This is a genomic window from Burkholderia ubonensis subsp. mesacidophila (assembly GCF_002097715.1).
GTDB lineage: Bacteria > Pseudomonadota > Gammaproteobacteria > Burkholderiales > Burkholderiaceae > Burkholderia > Burkholderia mesacidophila.
On the sequence record NZ_CP020738.1, the window covers coordinates 600930 to 617621 of the forward strand.

Consider the following 16692-nt stretch of genomic DNA (forward strand, 5'->3'; position numbering starts at 1 on the left):
TTATGCGCCGCGATGGTTTGAATATGCGCAATGATTGGTTGGTGCGTGCACCGGCCGACCGTATGGTGACGTTTTACTTGCAGGATGCGTCATCGTGAACGTCACCACGTCCAGTAGCTGGGCGCTGCCCGTGGCAGCGCGTCATGGTTCGTCGCCCGTCGCACGGGCGGCGGCCGAAGCGCCTTCCAACGCTCGTTCCGCACCGGACGCCGCCGCGCCGTCCGCGCACAGCGAGCGCCTGCTCGCGATCGACCGCGTCAGTCTCGAATACCGCAGCCACGCGCGCATCGTCCGCGCGACGCATCAGGTGAGCTTCGACGTGTACGGCGGCGACCGCTTCGTGCTGCTCGGGCCGTCGGGTTGCGGCAAGTCGACGCTGCTGAAGGCGATCGCGGGTTTCATCGAGCCGGCGTCCGGCACGATCGCGCTCGGCGGCGAGCCGGTGCGCGGGCCCGGCGCCGACCGCGTCGTCGTGTTTCAGGAATTCGATCAGCTGCCGCCGTGGAAGACGGTCGCCGAGAACGTCGCGTTTCCGCTGCGCGTCGCGAAGAAGCTGCCGCGCGCGGAAGCACGCGAGCGCGCGCTGCACTATCTCGACAAGGTCGGCCTGGCCGCGTTCGCCGACGCGTATCCGCACACGCTGTCCGGCGGCATGAAGCAGCGCGTCGCGATTGCCCGCGCGCTCGCGATGCAGCCGCGCGTGCTGCTGATGGACGAACCGTTCGCCGCGCTCGACGCGCTGACGCGCCGCAAGATGCAGGAGGAGCTGCTGCGGCTGTGGGACGACGTGCGGTTCACGCTGCTGTTCGTCACGCATTCGATCGAGGAGGCGCTCGTCGTCGGCAACCGGATTCTGCTGCTGTCGCCGCACCCGGGCCGTGTGCGTGCGGAACTCAACAGTCACGCGTATTCGCAGGACAGCGTCGGCCGCGCCGATTTCCGCGACAGCGTCGCGCGCATTCACCGGCTGCTGTTCGAGACGGATGCGGAACACGTGCAGGATACCGAACGATGAGCACGCTGCATCCGACCTTGCCGCCGCTGCCGCCGGTGCGCGCGGAATACGAATTGCCGTTGCAGGCGCCGCTCGACGTCGAACGCGCGGTTCCCGTGACGCTCATGCGTCGCGTGCTGGATGCCGGCTGGTTTCGTCGCGCGCTGATCGCGCTGGTGCTGATCGGCGCATGGGAAATCACCGCGCGGCTCGTCGCCAACGACCTGCTCGTGCCGACCTTCGGCGCGACGTGCGTCGCGTTCGCGCAGGGCATCGCGTCGGGCGAACTGCTCGTGAAGACGGGCATCTCGCTGTCGGTGCTGCTGCGCGGCTATGCGCTCGGCGTCGCGCTCGCGTTCGCGCTGACGTCGGTCGCGGTGTCGACGCGTATCGGCCGCGACCTGCTGTCGATGCTGACGTCGATGTTCAACCCGCTGCCGTCGATCGCGCTGCTGCCGATCGCGTTGCTGTGGTTCGGCCTCGGCACCGGCAGCCTGCTGTTCGTGCTCGTGCACGCGGTGCTGTGGCCGCTCGCGCTGAACATGTACACGGGCTTTCTCGGCGTGCCCGCGACGCTGCGGATGGCCGGCCGCAACTACGGGCTGACGGGGCTGCGCCAGGTCGCGCTGATCCTCGTGCCTGCGGCGCTGCCGTCGATCCTCGCGGGCCTGCGCGTCGGCTGGGCGTTCGCGTGGCGCACGCTGATCGCCGCCGAACTCGTGTTCGGCGCGAGCGCCGGGCAGGGTGGGCTCGGCTGGTACATCTTCCAGAACCGCAACGAGCTGTATACGGATCGCGTGTTCGCGGGGCTCGCGGCGGTGATCGTGATCGGGCTGTTGGTCGAGCATCTGGTGTTCGATACGCTCGAACGGCTGACTGTGCGGCGGTGGGGGGTGCAGCATTGAAGCGGCGGAACGGCCGCGTGCCGCCGGCTCGCTTGACCGCGCGACCGTTACCCGTTGTCGGGTCGCGTTCGCGGATCAAGCAACGGGGGCAGCGTTATTGCTGGGCAAGGCCTGCCTTCAATGCCTGCCAGAAGCAGGCATTCTCCATCCCAGCGCATACATCGACGTCCCGGCCAGACCGTATGCATTGACGAGGCTCGCCTTCAGCTGCACGCTGCGCGCGTTTTCGGTCCACACCGTGTGCGTGCCGCTGCCGTCGTCGGCTGCATAGCGAAACGTCACCGAATCGTTCGAGCCGACGTAGCTTGGCGTCACGCCATACTGCTTGACGAGTGCATCGGTATCGGCCCAAGAGCGCTGCGTACCGGAATGGGGCGCACGCCAGTCGTAGCCGTACGACGGCAGGCCGCTCAGGATCTTGTCCGCTGACACCAGCGAGACGGCATAGTCGAGGTCGTTTTCAATCCAGTCGGAGCCTGCGACCGGACCCGGGTTCCAGGCCGGGATCGTCTCGTCGTAGGTCATGATCTGCAGGTAATCCGCACCGGCGCCGAGCGCGCGCAAGTCATAGCCGTAGTTGGCCGAGTCCGTCTCGTCGGCCGTCGAGAACGCGGGTAGGCTGACGATGAGCTTGAGCCCTTGCGCATGCAGCGCTCGGCCCAGCACCTGCACGAAGTTGCTGAAATTGTTGCGGTCGCCTTGATCGATCTGTTCGAAATCGATGTTGACGCGCGCGAAACTCGCGAGCGTTACAGGGGCGCCGTCTAGAGGACGTTAACGGCGGTGATACTGGAAACTCAAATCCATCCGTGCAAGACGTGAAATGTGACAAGAGTGTGGAATTGCCGGATGTGAAATCGCCTTTCGATATTCGTTATTATGTTTGGCGTTTTATAACCGCAGTCGTCATCATTCGTCGCTCGGCTTCGTATCGCCGATCCGGTTCATGCAAGACTGGCTCAAGGCTCGGCAGACGAAAGGGACGGCCGCATAATCCGGGGCCTATGGAATGCGAATAACAGAGGGAAGGTCACCGCGAACCTGAACTGGCTTCAAACCCGACACTCAACCAAGGAGAACCGATGTATTCCAATCGCTTGCGAGCCGTATGCCTGTCGCTGGCCCTGGCGGCACTGCTGGGCGCCTGCACAAAAAAAGAAGAGGTTGCCACTCAGGAAGTTGCCACCCGAGAGGTCGGCGACCAAACGGCGGTCAAGGACACTGATCTGCCAAAAGAATGTATCGAGGCCGAACAAGCCCAGCGCGAGTGCACCGAAGCCCAGGCTGCCGGCTACGAGCGCGTTGGCCACCCGGAGGCCGGCAAGCTACTGCGCGAGGCCTTGCCCAAGGAATTGGAGCAGGCGCGTGCCCGCTGGCGATCGGCGCCCGACAAGCATGTTCTCGCACAAAGCTGCGCGATGGGACGGGACACCATTCGCGCCCAGCCGGGGTGCCACCGGTAAAGCGATCCGTCACGATCGGGCTCGATTGAAATGGCCTGCTGGGGCCTATGCCGAGGCGACGCAGCGCGCGACCAAAAAACAACGCGTAGCGACATGAGTCGCTACGCGTTGTTCGTTGCTTTGCGGAATCAATCGCGCCGGTACACCGGCACGCGGCTCCTCTCGATCAGAATCCAAAGCCCGGGCCACCCGCACTTGCTTCCGGCGCTCCCACCCCCGGCCCCGCTTCCTTCGGCACCTCATGCACGGTCGCATCCGTCGTCAGCAACAACCCCGCGACCGACGCCGCATTCTGCAGCGCAGTACGCGTGACCTTGGTCGGATCGAGCACGCCCGATTCGACGAGATCGCCGTATTCGCCCGTCTGCGCGTTGTAGCCGAAGTTGCCCGATCCTTCCGCCACCTTCGCGACCACGACGCTCGCTTCCTCGCCCGCGTTCGTGACGATCTGGCGCAGCGGCTCCTCGAGCGCGCGCAGCACGATCTTGATGCCGGCGTGCTGGTCGGCGTTCGCGCCGGTCAGCTCGCGGATCGCCTGCTTCACGCGGATCAGCGCGACGCCGCCGCCCGGCACGATGCCTTCCTCGACAGCCGCGCGCGTCGCATGCAGCGCGTCGTCGACGCGGTCCTTCTTCTCCTTCACCTCGATCTCGGTCGCGCCGCCGACCTTGATGACCGCGACGCCGCCGGCCAGCTTCGCCACGCGTTCCTGCAGCTTCTCGCGGTCGTAGTCCGACGTCGCCTCGTCGATCTGCACGCGGATCTGCTTCACGCGCGCCTGGATGCTCGCCGCATCGCCGGCGCCGTCGATCACCGTCGTGTTCTCCTTGCCGACCTCGATGCGCTTCGCCTGCCCGAGTTCCGCGAGCGTCGCCTTCTCGAGCGTGAGGCCGGTTTCCTCGGCGATCACCTGGCCGCCGGTCAGGATCGCGATGTCCTCGAGCAGCGCCTTGCGGCGGTCGCCGAAGCCCGGCGCCTTGACCGCGACGGTCTTCAGGATGCCGCGGATGTTGTTCACGACCAGCGTCGCGAGCGCTTCGCCTTCGACGTCCTCGGCGATGATCAAGAGCGGCCGGCCGGACTTCGCGACCTGTTCGAGCACCGGCAGCAGCTCGCGGATGTTCGAGATCTTCTTGTCGTGCAGCAGGATGTACGGACTCTCGATCTCGGCGATCTGCTTGTCCGGGTTGTTGATGAAATACGGCGACAGGTAGCCGCGATCGAACTGCAGCCCTTCGACGACGTCGAGCTCGTCGGCGAGCGACTTGCCGTCCTCGACGGTGATCACGCCTTCCTTGCCGACGCGGTCGATCGCCTCGGCGATGCGCTGGCCGATCGATTCCTCGCCGTTCGCCGAGATCGTCGCGACCTGCGCGATTTCCTTGCTCGTCGTGGTCGGCTTGCTGATCTTCTTCAGTTCTTCGACGGCGGCCGCGACGGCCTTGTCGATGCCGCGCTTCAGGTCGAGCGGATTGAGCCCGGCCGCGACGTACTTCTGGCCTTCGCGCACGATCGCCTGCGCGAGCACGGTGGCGGTCGTCGTGCCGTCGCCGGCCGCGTCGCTGGTACGCGACGCGACTTCCTTCACGAGCTGCGCGCCGATGTTCTGCAGCTTGTCGGCGAGCTCGATTTCCTTCGCGACGGACACGCCGTCCTTCGTGACGACCGGCGCGCCGAAGCTGCGCTCGAGCACGACGTTGCGGCCTTTGGGCCCAAGCGTGACCTTCACCGCGTTCGCGAGGATGTTGACGCCTTCGGTCAGTTTCGCGCGCGCGACGTCGCTGAAAATGATTTCCTTCGCTGCCATGATTGCGCTCCTTTATTGATTGACGACGGCGACGATGTCTTCCTCGCGCAGCACGAGGAGTTCGCTGCCGTCCACCTTGACCGTCTGGCCCGCGTACTTGCCGAACAGCACGCGCTCGCCGACCTTCAGGTCGGGCACGATGCGCTGGCCGTCGTTGTCCCGGCGGCCGGGGCCGACCGCGATCACTTCGCCCTGGTCGGGCTTCTCCGCGGCGCTGTCGGGAATCACGATGCCGGAAGCGGTGGTGGTTTCCTGGTCGAGTCGCTTCACGATGACTCGATCGTGCAAGGGGCGTAGGCTCATCAGTGCGTCCTGTCGAATGTGGTTGGCACTCTTCATCGGAGAGTGCTGACGAGTATAGGAACGCGTGCCGGCGCGATCCAATAACGGATTGCGAAATGCATTTGCGCGGGCGTGAATTGGGGCGGGCGGCGCGCGGCGGCGAGCCGGCAGGCGCGGATGGACATGCAGATGAAAGCTCGGATGGAAGCGCGCCGCGTCAGATCAGCAGCGTCAGCGTGCGGAACAGCGCGAGGTCTTCCTTGCGCGCGGAGCGCGCGTGACGCCGGATCACCTGCAGCAGGCAGTCGATGAAGCAGCGCGCCGCGTCGCTCTGCGTGCTGCTGCGGCGCGTGACGATGCCGAGCTCGCGCGGCTCGAAGCGTTCCTTCAGCGACAGCGCGCGCATCCGCTCGCCGAACGGCGGCACGACGCTCAGGATCGTCGGGCACCACGTGCACATGTCCGCCTGTTCGAGCATCGTCTGCAGCATCGCGACCGATTGCGCGCGGACGATGCGCCGCTCGTCGATCTGTGCGCCGTGGCGCGTGAACAGGTAATCGACGAGCGCGGCCTGTCCGTCCGGCGCGAAATTCAGCACCCAGTCCTGGTCGAGCAGGTCGTGGATCGAGCGGACGCGCTCGCGTGGGTGGCCGGCGCGCACCATCACCGACGTCTCGTAGGTCAGCACCGGCTCGCACGCGAATTCCTGCGCGGCCACGCCCGGCTGCACCTGCCCGAGCGCGAAATCCATGCTGCCGTCGCGCAGCAGCGGCTGCGCGACGGCCATCAATCCTTCATACAGTTCCAGGCGCACGTCGGGCATCCGCTCGCGAAACAGCAGCACCGTCTCGGCGAGAAACGTCAGCGTGAGCCACGGCGTGACGCCGACGCTCAACCGCCCTTCGACGCGGCCGCGCATCCGGGCGAGATCGCTTTGCGCATGTTCGAGCTGCTTGAGCACGAGCTTCGCGTGCGTGAGCAGCGCCTTGCCGTATTCGGTGAAGCCGATCCCTTCCGGCGCGCGCACGAGCAGCGGCAGGCGTTCGCTTGCCTCCAGTTCGCGCAGCGCCCGCGTGACGGCGGCCTGCGACAGGCCCAGCACGCGCGCCGCGCCGCGAATGCTTCCGGCCTCCGCGCTCGCGACGAGCGCCTGCAGCTGATGCAGCTTCATGATCACGACTCCGACAACGAGAGGTTGTCATCATAACGAAACCGGGGCTGTTCGCCGGCATTTTCGCTGCATACGATCCGGCCAACGATCAGCCATCCGGCGATCGGCGGCGATACGGAACCGGGGAGCGGGAAAATTGGATTCGACACGCATTCCGCCCGAGATGGCGGCAATCGAAGCGGAAATGATCGCGCTGCGGCGCCGGCTGCATGCGCATCCGGAGCTCGGCTTCGAGGAGCGCGCGACGAGCGGGCTCGTCGCTGACTGCCTGACAACGTGGGGTTATCGGGTGACGCGCGGCCTCGGCGGCACCGGCGTGGTCGGCACGCTGACGCGCGGCGCGGGCCGCCGGCTCGGCCTGCGCGCGGACATGGACGCGCTGCCGATCCGCGAGACGACCGGGCTGCCGTACGCGAGCCGGATCGACGGCGTGATGCACGCGTGCGGCCACGACGGCCACACGGCGATGCTGCTCGCGGCCGCGCGCTGCCTGGCGGAACGCGAACGGTTCCGCGGCACGCTGAACCTGATTTTCCAGCCGGCCGAGGAAGGGCTCGGCGGCGCGCAGCGGATGATCGAAGACGGCCTGTTCGCGCGCTTTCCGTGCGACGCGGTGTTCGCGATGCACAACGTGCCGGGCTTGCCGGCGGGCAAGCTTGGCTTCTGCGACGGCCCGTTCATGGCGTCGGCCGACGAGGTGCGCGTGCGCGTGACCGGGCGTGGCGGGCACGGCGCGGCGCCGCACGCAACCGTGGACCCGGTGGTCGTCTGCGCATCGATCGTGATGGCGCTGCAGACGATCGTGTCGCGCAACGTGAACCCGCAGGCGCTTGCGATCATCACGGCCGGCTCGATTCACGCGGGCACGGCGTCGAACGTGATTCCGCCGCACGCGGATCTCGAACTCAGCGTGCGCGCGCTGTCGCCCGACGTGCGCGCGCTGCTCGAACGACGCATCCGCGAGACCGTGCACGGCCAGGCGGCAAGCTACGGCGCGACGGCCGAGATCGACTACCGCCTCGGCTACCCGGTGCTCGTCAATCACGCGGACGAAACGGCCTTCGCGCGGCAGGTCGCGCGCGACTGGGGCGGCGACGGCGCAGTGATCGAGCAACTGCAGCCGATCGCCGCGAGCGAGGATTTCGCGTTCATGCTGAACGCGTGCCCGGGCAGCTACCTGTCGATCGGCAACGGCAACGGCGACGGCACGGCCGGATGCGCGCTGCACAACCCCGGCTACGACTTCAACGACGCGATTCTCGCGACCGGCGCGAGCTACTGGGTTGCGCTCGCGGAGCGGTTTCTCGGCTGACATGGCACGACGATTTCGATTCATACATCAAGTACACACAAGGAGACAGGCAATGAAGAAGTGGATGGCGGCAGCCGCGATAGCGCTCGCGGCGGGAGCGGCGCACGCAGGCGGCGACTGGGCAGGCAGGGAGATTCGTCTCGCGGTCGATCCGACTTACCCGCCGCTCGAATACAAGCTGCCCGACGGCACGCTGGCGGGCTTCGGCATCGACATCACGAACGCGCTGTGCGCCGAGTTGCGCGCCCGCTGCGTGTGGGTGGAGTCGAGCTTCGACGGGATGATTCCCGGCCTGCTCGCGCGCAAGTTCGACGTGATCGCGTCGTCGATGACGATCACGCCGAAGCGGATGCAGCAGATCGCGTTCACGAACCGCATCTCGAACGCGCCCGCGCGTCTCGTCGTGCACAAGGGTTCGCCGCTGCTGCCGAGCGCCGGATCGCTGAAGGGCAAGCGCATCGGCGTCGAGCAGGGCTCGGCCCAGGCCGACTATGCGATCGCGAACTGGCAGGCGGCCGGCGTGCAGATCGTGTCGTACCCGAACCAGGACCAGGTGTACGCCGATCTCGTGACGGGCCGGCTCGACGCGGCGTTCCAGGCGTCGATCGCCGCGAGCGACGGGTTCCTGAAGAAGCCACAAGGCAAGGACTTCATGTTCGCGGGCGCGCCGATCGACGACCCGAAGTACTTCGGCCAGGGCGACGGGCTCGGGTTGCGCAAGCAGGACGTCGAGCTGCGCGACGCGTTCAACCATGCGCTCGCGGCGATTCTCGCGAACGGCACGTACGCGCGCATCAACCGGAAGTACTTCGACTTCGATATCTACGGCGCGAAGTAAGCCGCGCGACCGACGCGCCGAAAACAGCCGGCGCGGCACAAAATCAATCAGGATGGCAAATGAATTGGAGATCGCTTTACGTCATCGTGCCGGCGCTGTGCGCGGCGCCCGCGTTCGCGCAGAGCAGCGTCACGCTGTACGGCCTCGTCGATGTCGGCATCGACTATACGAACAACGCCGGCGGCCACAGCGTGTGGCAGATGGCGAGCGGATTCGCGCAGGGCAGCCGCTGGGGCCTGAAGGGCAGCGAGGATCTCGGCGGCGGCTACAGCGCGCTGTTCCAGATCGAGAACGGCTTCAACGTCAACAACGGCACGCTTGCGCAGGGCGGCCGCATGTTCGGCCGGCAGGCGTACGTCGGGCTCGGCAGCACGCGCTTCGGCACGTTGACGCTCGGCCGGCAATACGATTCCGTCGTCGACTACCTCGCGCCGACGACCGCGAACGGCAGCTGGGGCGTGTATCCGTTCTCGCATCCGCTCGACAACGACAATACGGGCAACACGTTCCGCGTGAACAACGCGCTCAAGTACGCGAGCCCGGATTTTGCCGGGTTCTCGTTCGGCGGCGCGTACGGTTTCAGCAACGACGCGGGCTTCGCGAACAACCGGCAATGGAGCGTCGGCGCGCAGTACGAGCAGGGCGGGCTGCTCGTCGGCGCGGCGTTCCTGAACGCGGACGGGCCCGGCGCGACGCCGGGCGGCGCGATCGCGGGTGCGGGATCGGTCGGGGCCGACGCGAACTTCGTGTCGTCGCGGCTGCGGATCTTCGGCGCGGGCGTCAGCTACACGGCGGGCTCCGCGACGGTCGGGTTCGCGTACACGAACAGCAACGTGAGCCGGCCGACGGCGAACCTCGGCTACCTGTCCGGCGACGAGACGATTCAGCCGGTGACGGGACCGCTCGCCGGCGGGATGGTGGCATCGATCAAGTACCAGAACTTCGAAGTGAACGGCAAGTACCAGTTCACGCCCGCGTTCTTCGTCGGCGCGCAATATGTGTACACGACGGTTCGCTACGACGCGACGACGGGCAGCGTGAAGCCGAAGATCCATTCGGTCGGGCTGATGGCCGACTACAACCTGTCGAAGCGCACGGACGTGTACGTGATGGGCGCGTACCAGAAGGTCGCGGGCGACGCGACCGGTTCGTCGCTCGACCAGGCCGGTATTGCGGGCGCGGCCGATCTGTCGTCGACGTCGAGGCAACTGATGGTGCATGCGGGAATCCGCCACAGGTTCTGAGCGAACGAGTCGGCGCCGAGCCGCGCGAGGCCCGGCGCTGCGCGTTACCCGGCGACCCGGATCACGACCTTCCCGAAGTGCTGCCCAGACTTCAGGTACGCATACGCGTCCGGCGTTTCGTCGAAGCCGAACACGCGATCGACGACCGGCTTGATGCCGCGCGCGTCGACGAGCCCGGCCACCGCATCGAGCGTCGCGCGGCTGCCGACCATGATGCCCTGCAGCCGCCGGATGCCGCCGATCAGCGACAGCAGGCTGAGCTCCGGCCCCGCGAAGCTGCTGAGCCCGCCGATCAACGACACGACGCCGCCCAGTTTCGTCGCGGCGATCGAGCGCGGCAGCGTGTCCCGCCCGCCGACCTCGACCACGATGTCCGCGCCCGCGCCGCCGGTGAGCCGCAGCACTTCGTCCTGCCATTCGGGCGTCGCGCGATAGTTGATCGTCGCATCGGCGCCGAGCTGGCGCGCGCGTTCGAGCTTCGCGTCGCTCGACGACGTGATGATCGTGCGCAGTCCGGCCGCCTGCGCGAGCTGCAGCGCGACGATCGACACGCCGCCCGTGCCGAGCAGCACGACGGTCGAGCCGGGCGCCGCGGCGCCGTCGGCGAACAGTGCATTCCACGCGGTGATGCCCGCGCACGACAGCGTCGACGCTTCGTCGTAGTCGAGATGCGCGGGGATCGCGACCAGCGCGTTTTCGTCCGAGACGAAATACTCGGCGAGCACGCCGTCGAACTGCGCGCCGGGCGATCCCGTGACCTTCGACGGCGTGGGCGGCCCGTCGACCCACTTCGGGAAGTACGTGTTGATCACGCGATCGCCGGGCTTGAAGCGCGTGACGTCGCGGCCGGTTTCGACGACCTCGCCCGCGCCGTCGGCCACCGGGATCAGCGGCGCGTCGCCGATGCCGAGGTAGTCGCCGCGCGCGAACATCAGGTCGCGAAAGTTCAGCGACGCCGAATGGATCTTCACGACGACGTCATTCGGGCCCGCCGGACGGCGCGGTGCGTCGATGCGCTGCAATCCGGCGATGCCGGTGCCGGGTTTCACTTGCCATGCCTGCATGTCGACTCCTGTTCGTGGTTGACGGGGTCATGATAATGTTGCCCGCAAGGATGCATTGGAGAGAGTTCGGCTACTGACTGTCGCCAGCACGGCAACGAATCGATAAGGAGAAAAAGAGCATGGAAGATCGCCTGGGCGGCATTGCCGAGTTCGTCGACGTCGTGGAAGCGGGCAGCTTCGCGGCGGCGGCGCTGCGGATCGGCGTGACGCGCTCGGCCGTCGCGAAGATCGTCGCGCGGCTCGAGCGGCGGCTCGGCGTGCGGCTGCTGCAGCGCACGACGCGCCGCCTGAGCCTGACCGACGAAGGGCTCGTGTACTACGAGCAATGCCGCCGCGTGCTGGCCGAGCTCGGCGAGACGGAGGCCGCGCTCGACGCGGGCCGCCGCGAGCCGTCCGGGCGCCTGCGTATCAGCGCGCCGGTGCTGTTCGGCCGGCAGTGCGTCGCGCCGGTCATGCGGCGGCTGGTCGAGCGTCATCCGCGGCTCGAAGTCGAGATGTCGTTCAGCGATCGCATCACGGACCTCGTCGACGACGGCTTCGACGTCGCGGTGCGCGTCGGCCCGCTCGTCGACACGACCTCGCTGGTTTGCCGCCCGCTCGGCATGCAGCAGATGGGCATCTGCGCGTCGCCTGCCTATCTGGCGCAACACGGCCGTCCATCGGGTTTTGCGGATCTCGCGTCGCACGTCGGCATCGCGTACGCGCGCGGCGGGCAGGTTGCGCCGTGGCGGATCGTCGGCGCGGACGGCGACGCGCGCGAGCATCGCGTGAGCGCCCGCCTGCGCTTCGACGACCTGCAGGCGATCGCGGACGCCGCCGCGGCCGGCGCGGGGCTCGCGTGGCTGCCGTGCTGGCTGATGGCGCCGTATCTGCGCGACGGCCGCCTCGCGCTCGTGATGGACAGCGACAGCGTGGGGAGCGCGGAAGTGTTCGCGGTGCGGCCGAACGCGCGGCAGGTGCCGTCGAAGGTGCGGGTGGCGATCGATGCGCTCGTCGACGAGATCCCGCGTGTGCTGGCGAAGAGTTCGTCCGTCGACGGCGCGCACGGGTAACCGGGGCGCTGCGCGCGGCCCGGTCGACACTCGGCTCAGGCGCGTGACGTGTCGGCTTTGGTTTTCCGGTTGCCGAACTGTTCCTGAAGAAACTCGATGAAGCGCTGCGTCTTGGCCGGCAGCAGGCGCGTCGCGGTGAGCGCGTACACCGGCACCGGCGTGCCTTGCCAGTCCGGCAGCACGGGGCGCAGGCGACCGCTTGCCAGCTCCTCGGTCACCAGTTCCTCGGCCACGAGGATCACGCCCTGGTCCAGCTCCGCCAGCCGCCGGAACATGCCGATGCTGTTGACCGCGAAGCGCCCGCCGATCGCGACATCGACGGATTCCGTCCCGCGGCTCAACGTCCAGACGCCCGGCTTCGGAAAGCCGACGCACGCGTGCCGCGCGAGCTCGGCGGGATGCGCCGGTTCGCCCGCCTGTTCGAGATAGCGCGGCGACGCATAGAGGCGGGCCGGGATGCGCGCGAGCAGCCGCGCGATCAGCGTCGAATCCGGCTGCTCGCCCATCCGGATCGCGATGTCGAACGGCTCGGCGACGAGATCGACCCGGCGCGGCGTGAGGTCGAACTCGAAGCGGATGCCGGGGTAGCGGCGCGCGAATTCGACGACGAGCGGCGCGAGGAACACCATCGCGAAATCCACCGGCAGCGACGCGCGCAGCACGCCCGTGGGCTGCGCCAGCATCTCGCCGAGCTGCTCGTGCGCGAGCCGCGCTTCCTCGACGATCCGCCGGCACCGTTCGTAGTAGAGCTGCCCGGCTTCGGTCAGCTCGATCCTGCGGGTCGTGCGATGCAGCAGCCGCAAGCCGATCGCCTTTTCGAGCGCGCTGATGCGCCGGGACACGGTCGAGTTCGGCACGCCCGTGAGTTCCGCCGCCCGGCGGAAGCTCATCGCGTTCACGACGTCGACGAACAGCGCCATGTCGTTCAGCAGTTCCATGTTCGGTGCTCCATGAATGGATCAATCAATTCCATTCTGACGGATTTATCCCATCAGTGGTTTGGTTCAGACTGCCTCCATCGTTCGTCGCGCCGCCGTCCGGCGCGCGTCACAGTCAACCGGAGGTCACCATGAGCCGCTTTTTCGATCCCGTCCGCGTCGGACGCTATGTGTTGCCCAACCGCGTCGTAATGGCGCCGATGACCCGCTCGCGGGCCACCGCCGACGGCGTGCCCGCCGACATCACCGCCACCTATTACGCGCAGCGCGCAAGCGCCGGCCTGATCGTGACCGAGGGCGTGTTTCCGTCCGCGATGGGCAAGGGCTACGTGCACACGCCGGGCATCGACACCGATGCGCAGGTCGCGGCGTGGAAGCGCGTGACCGACGCGGTGCACGCGCGCGGCGGGCGGATCTTCATGCAGCTGATGCACTGCGGCCGCATTTCGCATCCGTCGCTGCTGCCGGAGGGCGTGCTGCCCGTCGCGCCGTCGGCGATCCGCCCCGACGGCCAGGCATGGACGCCCGTCGGGCAGGTCGATTTCGTGACGCCGCGCGCGCTGAGCGTCGACGAGATCGCGGGCGTCGTCGACGAATACCGCCGGGCCACGCGCCTCGCGCTCGATGCCGGGTTCGACGGCGTCGAGCTGCATGCGGCGTCCGGCTACCTGCCCGAGCAGTTCCTGTCGTCCGGCAGCAACCGGCGCGAGGACGCGTACGGCGGTTCGGTCGAAGGCCGCGCACGCTTCGTGCTGGAGGCGCTCGCCGCGATGGTGGACGAAGCCGGCGCCGACCGCGTCGGCATCAAGATCTCGCCGGAGATGAACTACAACAGCATCACCGACGCGAATCCTCAGGAAACCTATGCGTATCTGGTCGACCAGCTGCGCGGCCTCGGCCTGGCCTATCTGCACGTCTCGCTGTTCGGCGCCGGCGTCGACTATCACGCGCTGCTGCGTCCGCGCTTCGACGGCGCATACCTGATGGGCGGCGGGCTGAATCGCGACAGCGCCGAGGCGGCGCTGACGGCGCACCGCGCCGACGCCACCGTGTTCGGCAGCGCGTTCCTCGCGAACCCGGACCTGCCCGAACGGTTCCGCCGGCGCGCGTCGCTCAACGAGCCGGACCGCACGACGTTCTTCGCGCCGCCGGACGCGAAGGGCTACATCGATTACCCGGCGCTGGATGTGGCGGACGAGGCTGCGTGAGGCCTGCATGAGCGGCCACGCATCGACTGGAGAACCCTCATGTCATTCGAACGATTTACCGCGGACGATGCCGCGCTGCTGCTGATCGACCATCAGGTCGGCACGATGAGCTGGGTGAAGTCGATACCGTTCGACGAGATGAAGCGCAACGCGCTGATGCTCGCGAAAACGGCGGCGATCCTCGGGCTGCCCGTCGTGCTGACGTCCAGCATGGAGTCGCTCGCGCAAGGGCCGCTGCTGCCCGAGCTCGAGACCATCCTGCCGGCCGCGTTCGCCGCGCGCGTCAGGCGCGCCGGCATCATCAACGCGATGGACGACCCGCACTTCGCCGCGGCCGTCGAGGCGACCGGCCGCCGCAGGATCGTCATCGCGGGCGTGACCAACGATGTGTGCACGGTGTTTCCGGCGCTGACCCTCGTCTGGCGCGGCTACGACGTGCAGGTCGTGGCGGATGCCGGCGGCTCGCCGAGCGCGACGGGCGACGACATGGCGCTGCGCCGGATGGAGCGGGGCGGCGTCACGCTGACGAGCACCAACCAGGTGATCGCGGAGCTGACCGGCGACTGGAGCACGCCGGCCGGCGGGCGAATCGTCCAGGAGATCGTGATGCCCGCGTTGCAGGGGGCGGCCTGAGCGGTAGTCTCGGCGGGCGCGGCCGACGGGCGACGCGTCAGGATCGGGACGACCGCGGATGTCGTACACTCGCGGTTCTTTCAACCGTCTCCCGAGCAAGCCCCGTGTACTCGTCTACCTTCATTTTCCGTGCCGGGCAGTTCGACGACGAATTCCATCGCCTCGATCGGCAGATCGCCGACATGGCGCGGGCGATTCCCGGCTATCTGGGGGAAGAGAGCTGGGAGATGCCCGGCACGGGGCTGATCCAGAACGTCTACTACTGGGAGTCGGAGGAGGCGCTGCAGCAACTGATCCGGAATCCGGCGCACCTCGAAGCGAAGTCGAAGCAGGCGCGCTGGCTCGACGGCTACCGGGTCGTCATCGCGAAGGTGCTCCAGGAGTATGGCGACGGCGAGCTCGTGAAGCGGGCCGTCGGTCAGATTGCCTGATCGGCGTCGCGCGCACGGCGTGTTCGATCCGGTGCGGATACCTGATCGGTCCGCTCCGCCGCATCCGGCTGACCGTCGTTGCGCGGCAAGCGCTCCCATATCGGAAAGATGTCGTTGTCCGCCGACGGCTGCGCGTCGATCCCCTTTTCATGGTCGAGGCCCGGCAGCTCGAGCAGGCGGTCGACGACGGGTTCACGCCTTCAGCGTCCTGCGGGAACAGGCGGGCAAGCCGCTTGTCCGCGCCGTACCGCCGCCGCCACGCGTCCGACGGGAACGGCCCTTGGTTCGTTGGTTCCGAGACGTTGATTGATGCCACCCGGTCGTCACAGGAGACCATAGCGCTCCGCTCTTCGCGCCGCCTCGTTGATTCGCGGTACGCCAAACTTCTCATTGATGCGGCTGTACATGGCGTAGACCGTTGCAACGGACAGACCGATAGTCCGGGCAACCTCTTGGGCGGGCTCGGCGGCAAGCACCAGTCGCAGCGCGCTCACCTCTCGTTCATCAAGGGCATACTTCGCCGCGGCCGCACGGCGGTTGATGGAAATCCGCCCGTCGAGCAATTCGAGCGCTGTGGCACGAAGCAGCGATCGCCAACGCATCAGCAGTTCTTCTCCACCGGCTTCGGCGTCCACATCGGTCGATGCGAGCAATACGCCGATCAACGCGGTGCTCCGTGCATGTGCCGGTAAAGTCAGCGTGCTCCGTAGACCGTAGCGGCGCGCCGTCTCGATCATTTCGCGCTGTCCGGCGCTCGCAATGGCAATCTTGCTGCCGGGCGCGGGCGAGGTGTGCGTTCTCCCATACTGCAGATACGGATCGTTGCTGTACCAATGACGATGTTGGTAAATCTGGATCCATTCCGGATTGCAGCCGACCAGAAAGCGGTAGTCGGAAGCTCTGGCTTCGTCATCGAGTTGAAAGGTGACGAACAGGAATGATGGGATGCCGAGAATCGAGAATACTTTCTTTAGCCGAGATAAAGTCTCCGGATCGGAGTTGCACCCGGAAAGGTCGGTAATCAGCATCAACGCGTCGTCCAGTTGTCTCTGCATCACGCCCTCGTTGGTCTCTGATTATCATGTCCGACTCGTTATCTGATCGCCACTTGGCGAATCTTTTCTCGCACGAAACTGTAATGTCGCTCCAGCTGCATGAAGTACGGATCGGCGGTCTGGTAGTCGAAGAGTACTGCCTCGGTGTCGAGGAGCAACGAGTGGACAAACGAAGTGCCGTCCGCATGGACGAGTTTGCGTTCGAGTACCGTGGCCACATTGAACGAGATCAACCGAAGTGAAATCCGTTCCTTGCCGACGATTACCTCAGCCTCATATAGCGTCTTCTCCATGA

General features: G+C 67.1%; 17 protein-coding genes and 1 pseudogene. 10 read left to right on the top strand and 8 right to left on the bottom strand.

Annotation, left to right across the window (positions count from 1 at the left end; genetic code table 11):
* Positions 1 to 94: 94 nt before the first annotated feature.
* Both B7P44_RS20360 and B7P44_RS20365 read left to right on the top strand, forming a co-directional pair.
* Positions 95 to 1015, top strand: a complete 921-nt coding sequence (locus B7P44_RS20360) for an ABC transporter ATP-binding protein (protein ID WP_084907701.1) — start codon at positions 95 to 97, stop codon at positions 1013 to 1015.
* Positions 1012 to 1899 carry an ABC transporter permease gene (locus tag B7P44_RS20365; protein WP_084907703.1) on the top strand — a complete coding sequence of 296 codons (888 nt, stop codon included), beginning with the start codon at positions 1012 to 1014 and terminating at the stop codon, positions 1897 to 1899. Before B7P44_RS20360 ends, B7P44_RS20365 begins: the two co-directional genes overlap by 4 nt.
* 117 nt (positions 1900 to 2016) lie before the next feature.
* Here B7P44_RS20365 and B7P44_RS20370 read toward each other — a convergent pair.
* Positions 2017 to 2625 (bottom strand): annotated as a pseudogene (locus B7P44_RS20370) (glycosyl hydrolase family 18 protein); the annotation flags it as partial.
* A 356-nt stretch (positions 2626 to 2981) separates the two neighbouring features.
* On the opposite strand from B7P44_RS20370, the gene B7P44_RS20375 reads away from it, so the two are divergent.
* Positions 2982 to 3362: a hypothetical protein gene (locus tag B7P44_RS20375; RefSeq protein ID WP_084907707.1), complete on the top strand. Its 381-nt coding sequence runs from the start codon at positions 2982 to 2984 to the stop codon at positions 3360 to 3362.
* 166 nt (positions 3363 to 3528) lie between these two features.
* On the opposite strand, the gene groL is transcribed toward B7P44_RS20375, so the two are convergent.
* From groL to B7P44_RS20390, 3 genes are all read right to left on the bottom strand, one after another.
* Positions 3529 to 5169 (bottom strand): chaperonin GroEL, encoded by a 1641-nt coding sequence (gene groL, locus B7P44_RS20380; RefSeq protein ID WP_084907710.1) that lies wholly within the window; start codon positions 5167 to 5169, stop codon positions 3529 to 3531.
* Between the two features lie 12 nt (positions 5170 to 5181).
* The gene (locus B7P44_RS20385) at positions 5182 to 5472 is read right to left on the bottom strand and encodes a co-chaperone GroES (protein WP_010098917.1); all 291 of its coding nucleotides are present in this window, start codon (positions 5470 to 5472) and stop codon (positions 5182 to 5184) included.
* 196 nt (positions 5473 to 5668) lie between these two features.
* Positions 5669 to 6622 (bottom strand): LysR substrate-binding domain-containing protein, encoded by a 954-nt coding sequence (locus tag B7P44_RS20390; RefSeq protein WP_084909930.1) that lies wholly within the window; start codon positions 6620 to 6622, stop codon positions 5669 to 5671.
* Between the two features lie 136 nt (positions 6623 to 6758).
* On the opposite strand from B7P44_RS20390, the gene B7P44_RS20395 reads away from it, so the two are divergent.
* Genes B7P44_RS20395 through B7P44_RS20405 form a run of 3 tightly spaced genes read left to right on the top strand, consistent with a single transcriptional unit; the run spans position 6759 to position 10016 of the window.
* Complete coding sequence (locus tag B7P44_RS20395) at positions 6759 to 7934, top strand: M20 aminoacylase family protein (RefSeq protein WP_084907713.1); 1176 nt, start codon at positions 6759 to 6761, stop codon at positions 7932 to 7934.
* A gap of 52 nt (positions 7935 to 7986) precedes the next feature.
* The gene (locus B7P44_RS20400; RefSeq protein WP_084907714.1) at positions 7987 to 8772 is read left to right on the top strand and encodes an ABC transporter substrate-binding protein; all 786 of its coding nucleotides are present in this window, start codon (positions 7987 to 7989) and stop codon (positions 8770 to 8772) included.
* Positions 8773 to 8831: 59 nt separating this feature from the next.
* Entirely contained in the window at positions 8832 to 10016 is a 1185-nt protein-coding gene (locus B7P44_RS20405; RefSeq protein ID WP_084907716.1) for a porin, read from the top strand.
* Between the two features lie 44 nt (positions 10017 to 10060).
* Here the strand turns inward: B7P44_RS20405 and B7P44_RS20410 are convergent, their stop codons facing one another.
* The gene (locus B7P44_RS20410) at positions 10061 to 11080 is read right to left on the bottom strand and encodes a zinc-dependent alcohol dehydrogenase family protein (protein WP_084907718.1); all 1020 of its coding nucleotides are present in this window, start codon (positions 11078 to 11080) and stop codon (positions 10061 to 10063) included.
* 119 nt (positions 11081 to 11199) lie between these two features.
* Between B7P44_RS20410 and B7P44_RS20415 the strand changes: the two genes are divergently transcribed.
* Positions 11200 to 12132: a LysR family transcriptional regulator gene (locus tag B7P44_RS20415; RefSeq protein WP_084907720.1), complete on the top strand. Its 933-nt coding sequence runs from the start codon at positions 11200 to 11202 to the stop codon at positions 12130 to 12132.
* A gap of 35 nt (positions 12133 to 12167) precedes the next feature.
* Here the strand turns inward: B7P44_RS20415 and B7P44_RS20420 are convergent, their stop codons facing one another.
* Positions 12168 to 13070, bottom strand: coding sequence for a LysR family transcriptional regulator (locus B7P44_RS20420; protein WP_084907729.1), 903 nt, complete (start codon positions 13068 to 13070; stop codon positions 12168 to 12170).
* A 131-nt stretch (positions 13071 to 13201) separates the two neighbouring features.
* Here B7P44_RS20420 and B7P44_RS20425 point away from each other — a divergent pair, with 131 nt between their 5' ends.
* The 3 genes from B7P44_RS20425 to B7P44_RS20435 all read left to right on the top strand — a co-directional run bounded on the left by B7P44_RS20425 (position 13202) and on the right by B7P44_RS20435 (position 15342).
* A complete protein-coding gene (locus B7P44_RS20425) occupies positions 13202 to 14278 on the top strand; it encodes an alkene reductase (RefSeq protein WP_084907730.1) in 1077 nt (358 codons plus the stop codon).
* Positions 14279 to 14317: 39 nt separating this feature from the next.
* Positions 14318 to 14911, top strand: coding sequence for an isochorismatase family protein (locus tag B7P44_RS20430; protein ID WP_084907731.1), 594 nt, complete (start codon positions 14318 to 14320; stop codon positions 14909 to 14911).
* A gap of 104 nt (positions 14912 to 15015) precedes the next feature.
* Complete coding sequence (locus tag B7P44_RS20435) at positions 15016 to 15342, top strand: antibiotic biosynthesis monooxygenase family protein (RefSeq protein WP_084907732.1); 327 nt, start codon at positions 15016 to 15018, stop codon at positions 15340 to 15342.
* Positions 15343 to 15665: 323 nt separating this feature from the next.
* On the opposite strand, the gene B7P44_RS20440 is transcribed toward B7P44_RS20435, so the two are convergent.
* Both B7P44_RS20440 and B7P44_RS20445 read right to left on the bottom strand, forming a co-directional pair.
* Entirely contained in the window at positions 15666 to 16397 is a 732-nt protein-coding gene (locus tag B7P44_RS20440) for a helix-turn-helix transcriptional regulator (protein WP_084907733.1), read from the bottom strand.
* Positions 16398 to 16435: 38 nt separating this feature from the next.
* Complete coding sequence (locus B7P44_RS20445; protein ID WP_133117857.1) at positions 16436 to 16690, bottom strand: hypothetical protein; 255 nt, start codon at positions 16688 to 16690, stop codon at positions 16436 to 16438.
* Positions 16691 to 16692 lie beyond the last annotated feature (2 nt).

Coding starts and splice junctions, on each gene's coding strand:
- B7P44_RS20375 (WP_084907707.1), top strand. CDS start 2,982: ATGTATTCCAATCGCTTGCGAGCCGTATGCCTGTCGCTGGCCCTGGCG.
- B7P44_RS20385 (WP_010098917.1), bottom strand. CDS start 5,472: ATGAGCCTACGCCCCTTGCACGATCGAGTCATCGTGAAGCGACTCGAC.
- B7P44_RS20405 (WP_084907716.1), top strand. CDS start 8,832: ATGAATTGGAGATCGCTTTACGTCATCGTGCCGGCGCTGTGCGCGGCG.
- B7P44_RS20420 (WP_084907729.1), bottom strand. CDS start 13,070: ATGGAACTGCTGAACGACATGGCGCTGTTCGTCGACGTCGTGAACGCG.
- B7P44_RS20425 (WP_084907730.1), top strand. CDS start 13,202: ATGAGCCGCTTTTTCGATCCCGTCCGCGTCGGACGCTATGTGTTGCCC.
- B7P44_RS20415 (WP_084907720.1), top strand. CDS start 11,200: ATGGAAGATCGCCTGGGCGGCATTGCCGAGTTCGTCGACGTCGTGGAA.
- groL (WP_084907710.1), bottom strand. CDS start 5,169: ATGGCAGCGAAGGAAATCATTTTCAGCGACGTCGCGCGCGCGAAACTG.
- B7P44_RS20445 (WP_133117857.1), bottom strand. CDS start 16,690: ATGGAGAAGACGCTATATGAGGCTGAGGTAATCGTCGGCAAGGAACGG.
- B7P44_RS20400 (WP_084907714.1), top strand. CDS start 7,987: ATGAAGAAGTGGATGGCGGCAGCCGCGATAGCGCTCGCGGCGGGAGCG.
- B7P44_RS20430 (WP_084907731.1), top strand. CDS start 14,318: ATGTCATTCGAACGATTTACCGCGGACGATGCCGCGCTGCTGCTGATC.
- B7P44_RS20390 (WP_084909930.1), bottom strand. CDS start 6,622: ATGAAGCTGCATCAGCTGCAGGCGCTCGTCGCGAGCGCGGAGGCCGGA.
- B7P44_RS20410 (WP_084907718.1), bottom strand. CDS start 11,080: ATGCAGGCATGGCAAGTGAAACCCGGCACCGGCATCGCCGGATTGCAG.
- B7P44_RS20440 (WP_084907733.1), bottom strand. CDS start 16,397: ATGCAGAGACAACTGGACGACGCGTTGATGCTGATTACCGACCTTTCC.
- B7P44_RS20365 (WP_084907703.1), top strand. CDS start 1,012: ATGAGCACGCTGCATCCGACCTTGCCGCCGCTGCCGCCGGTGCGCGCG.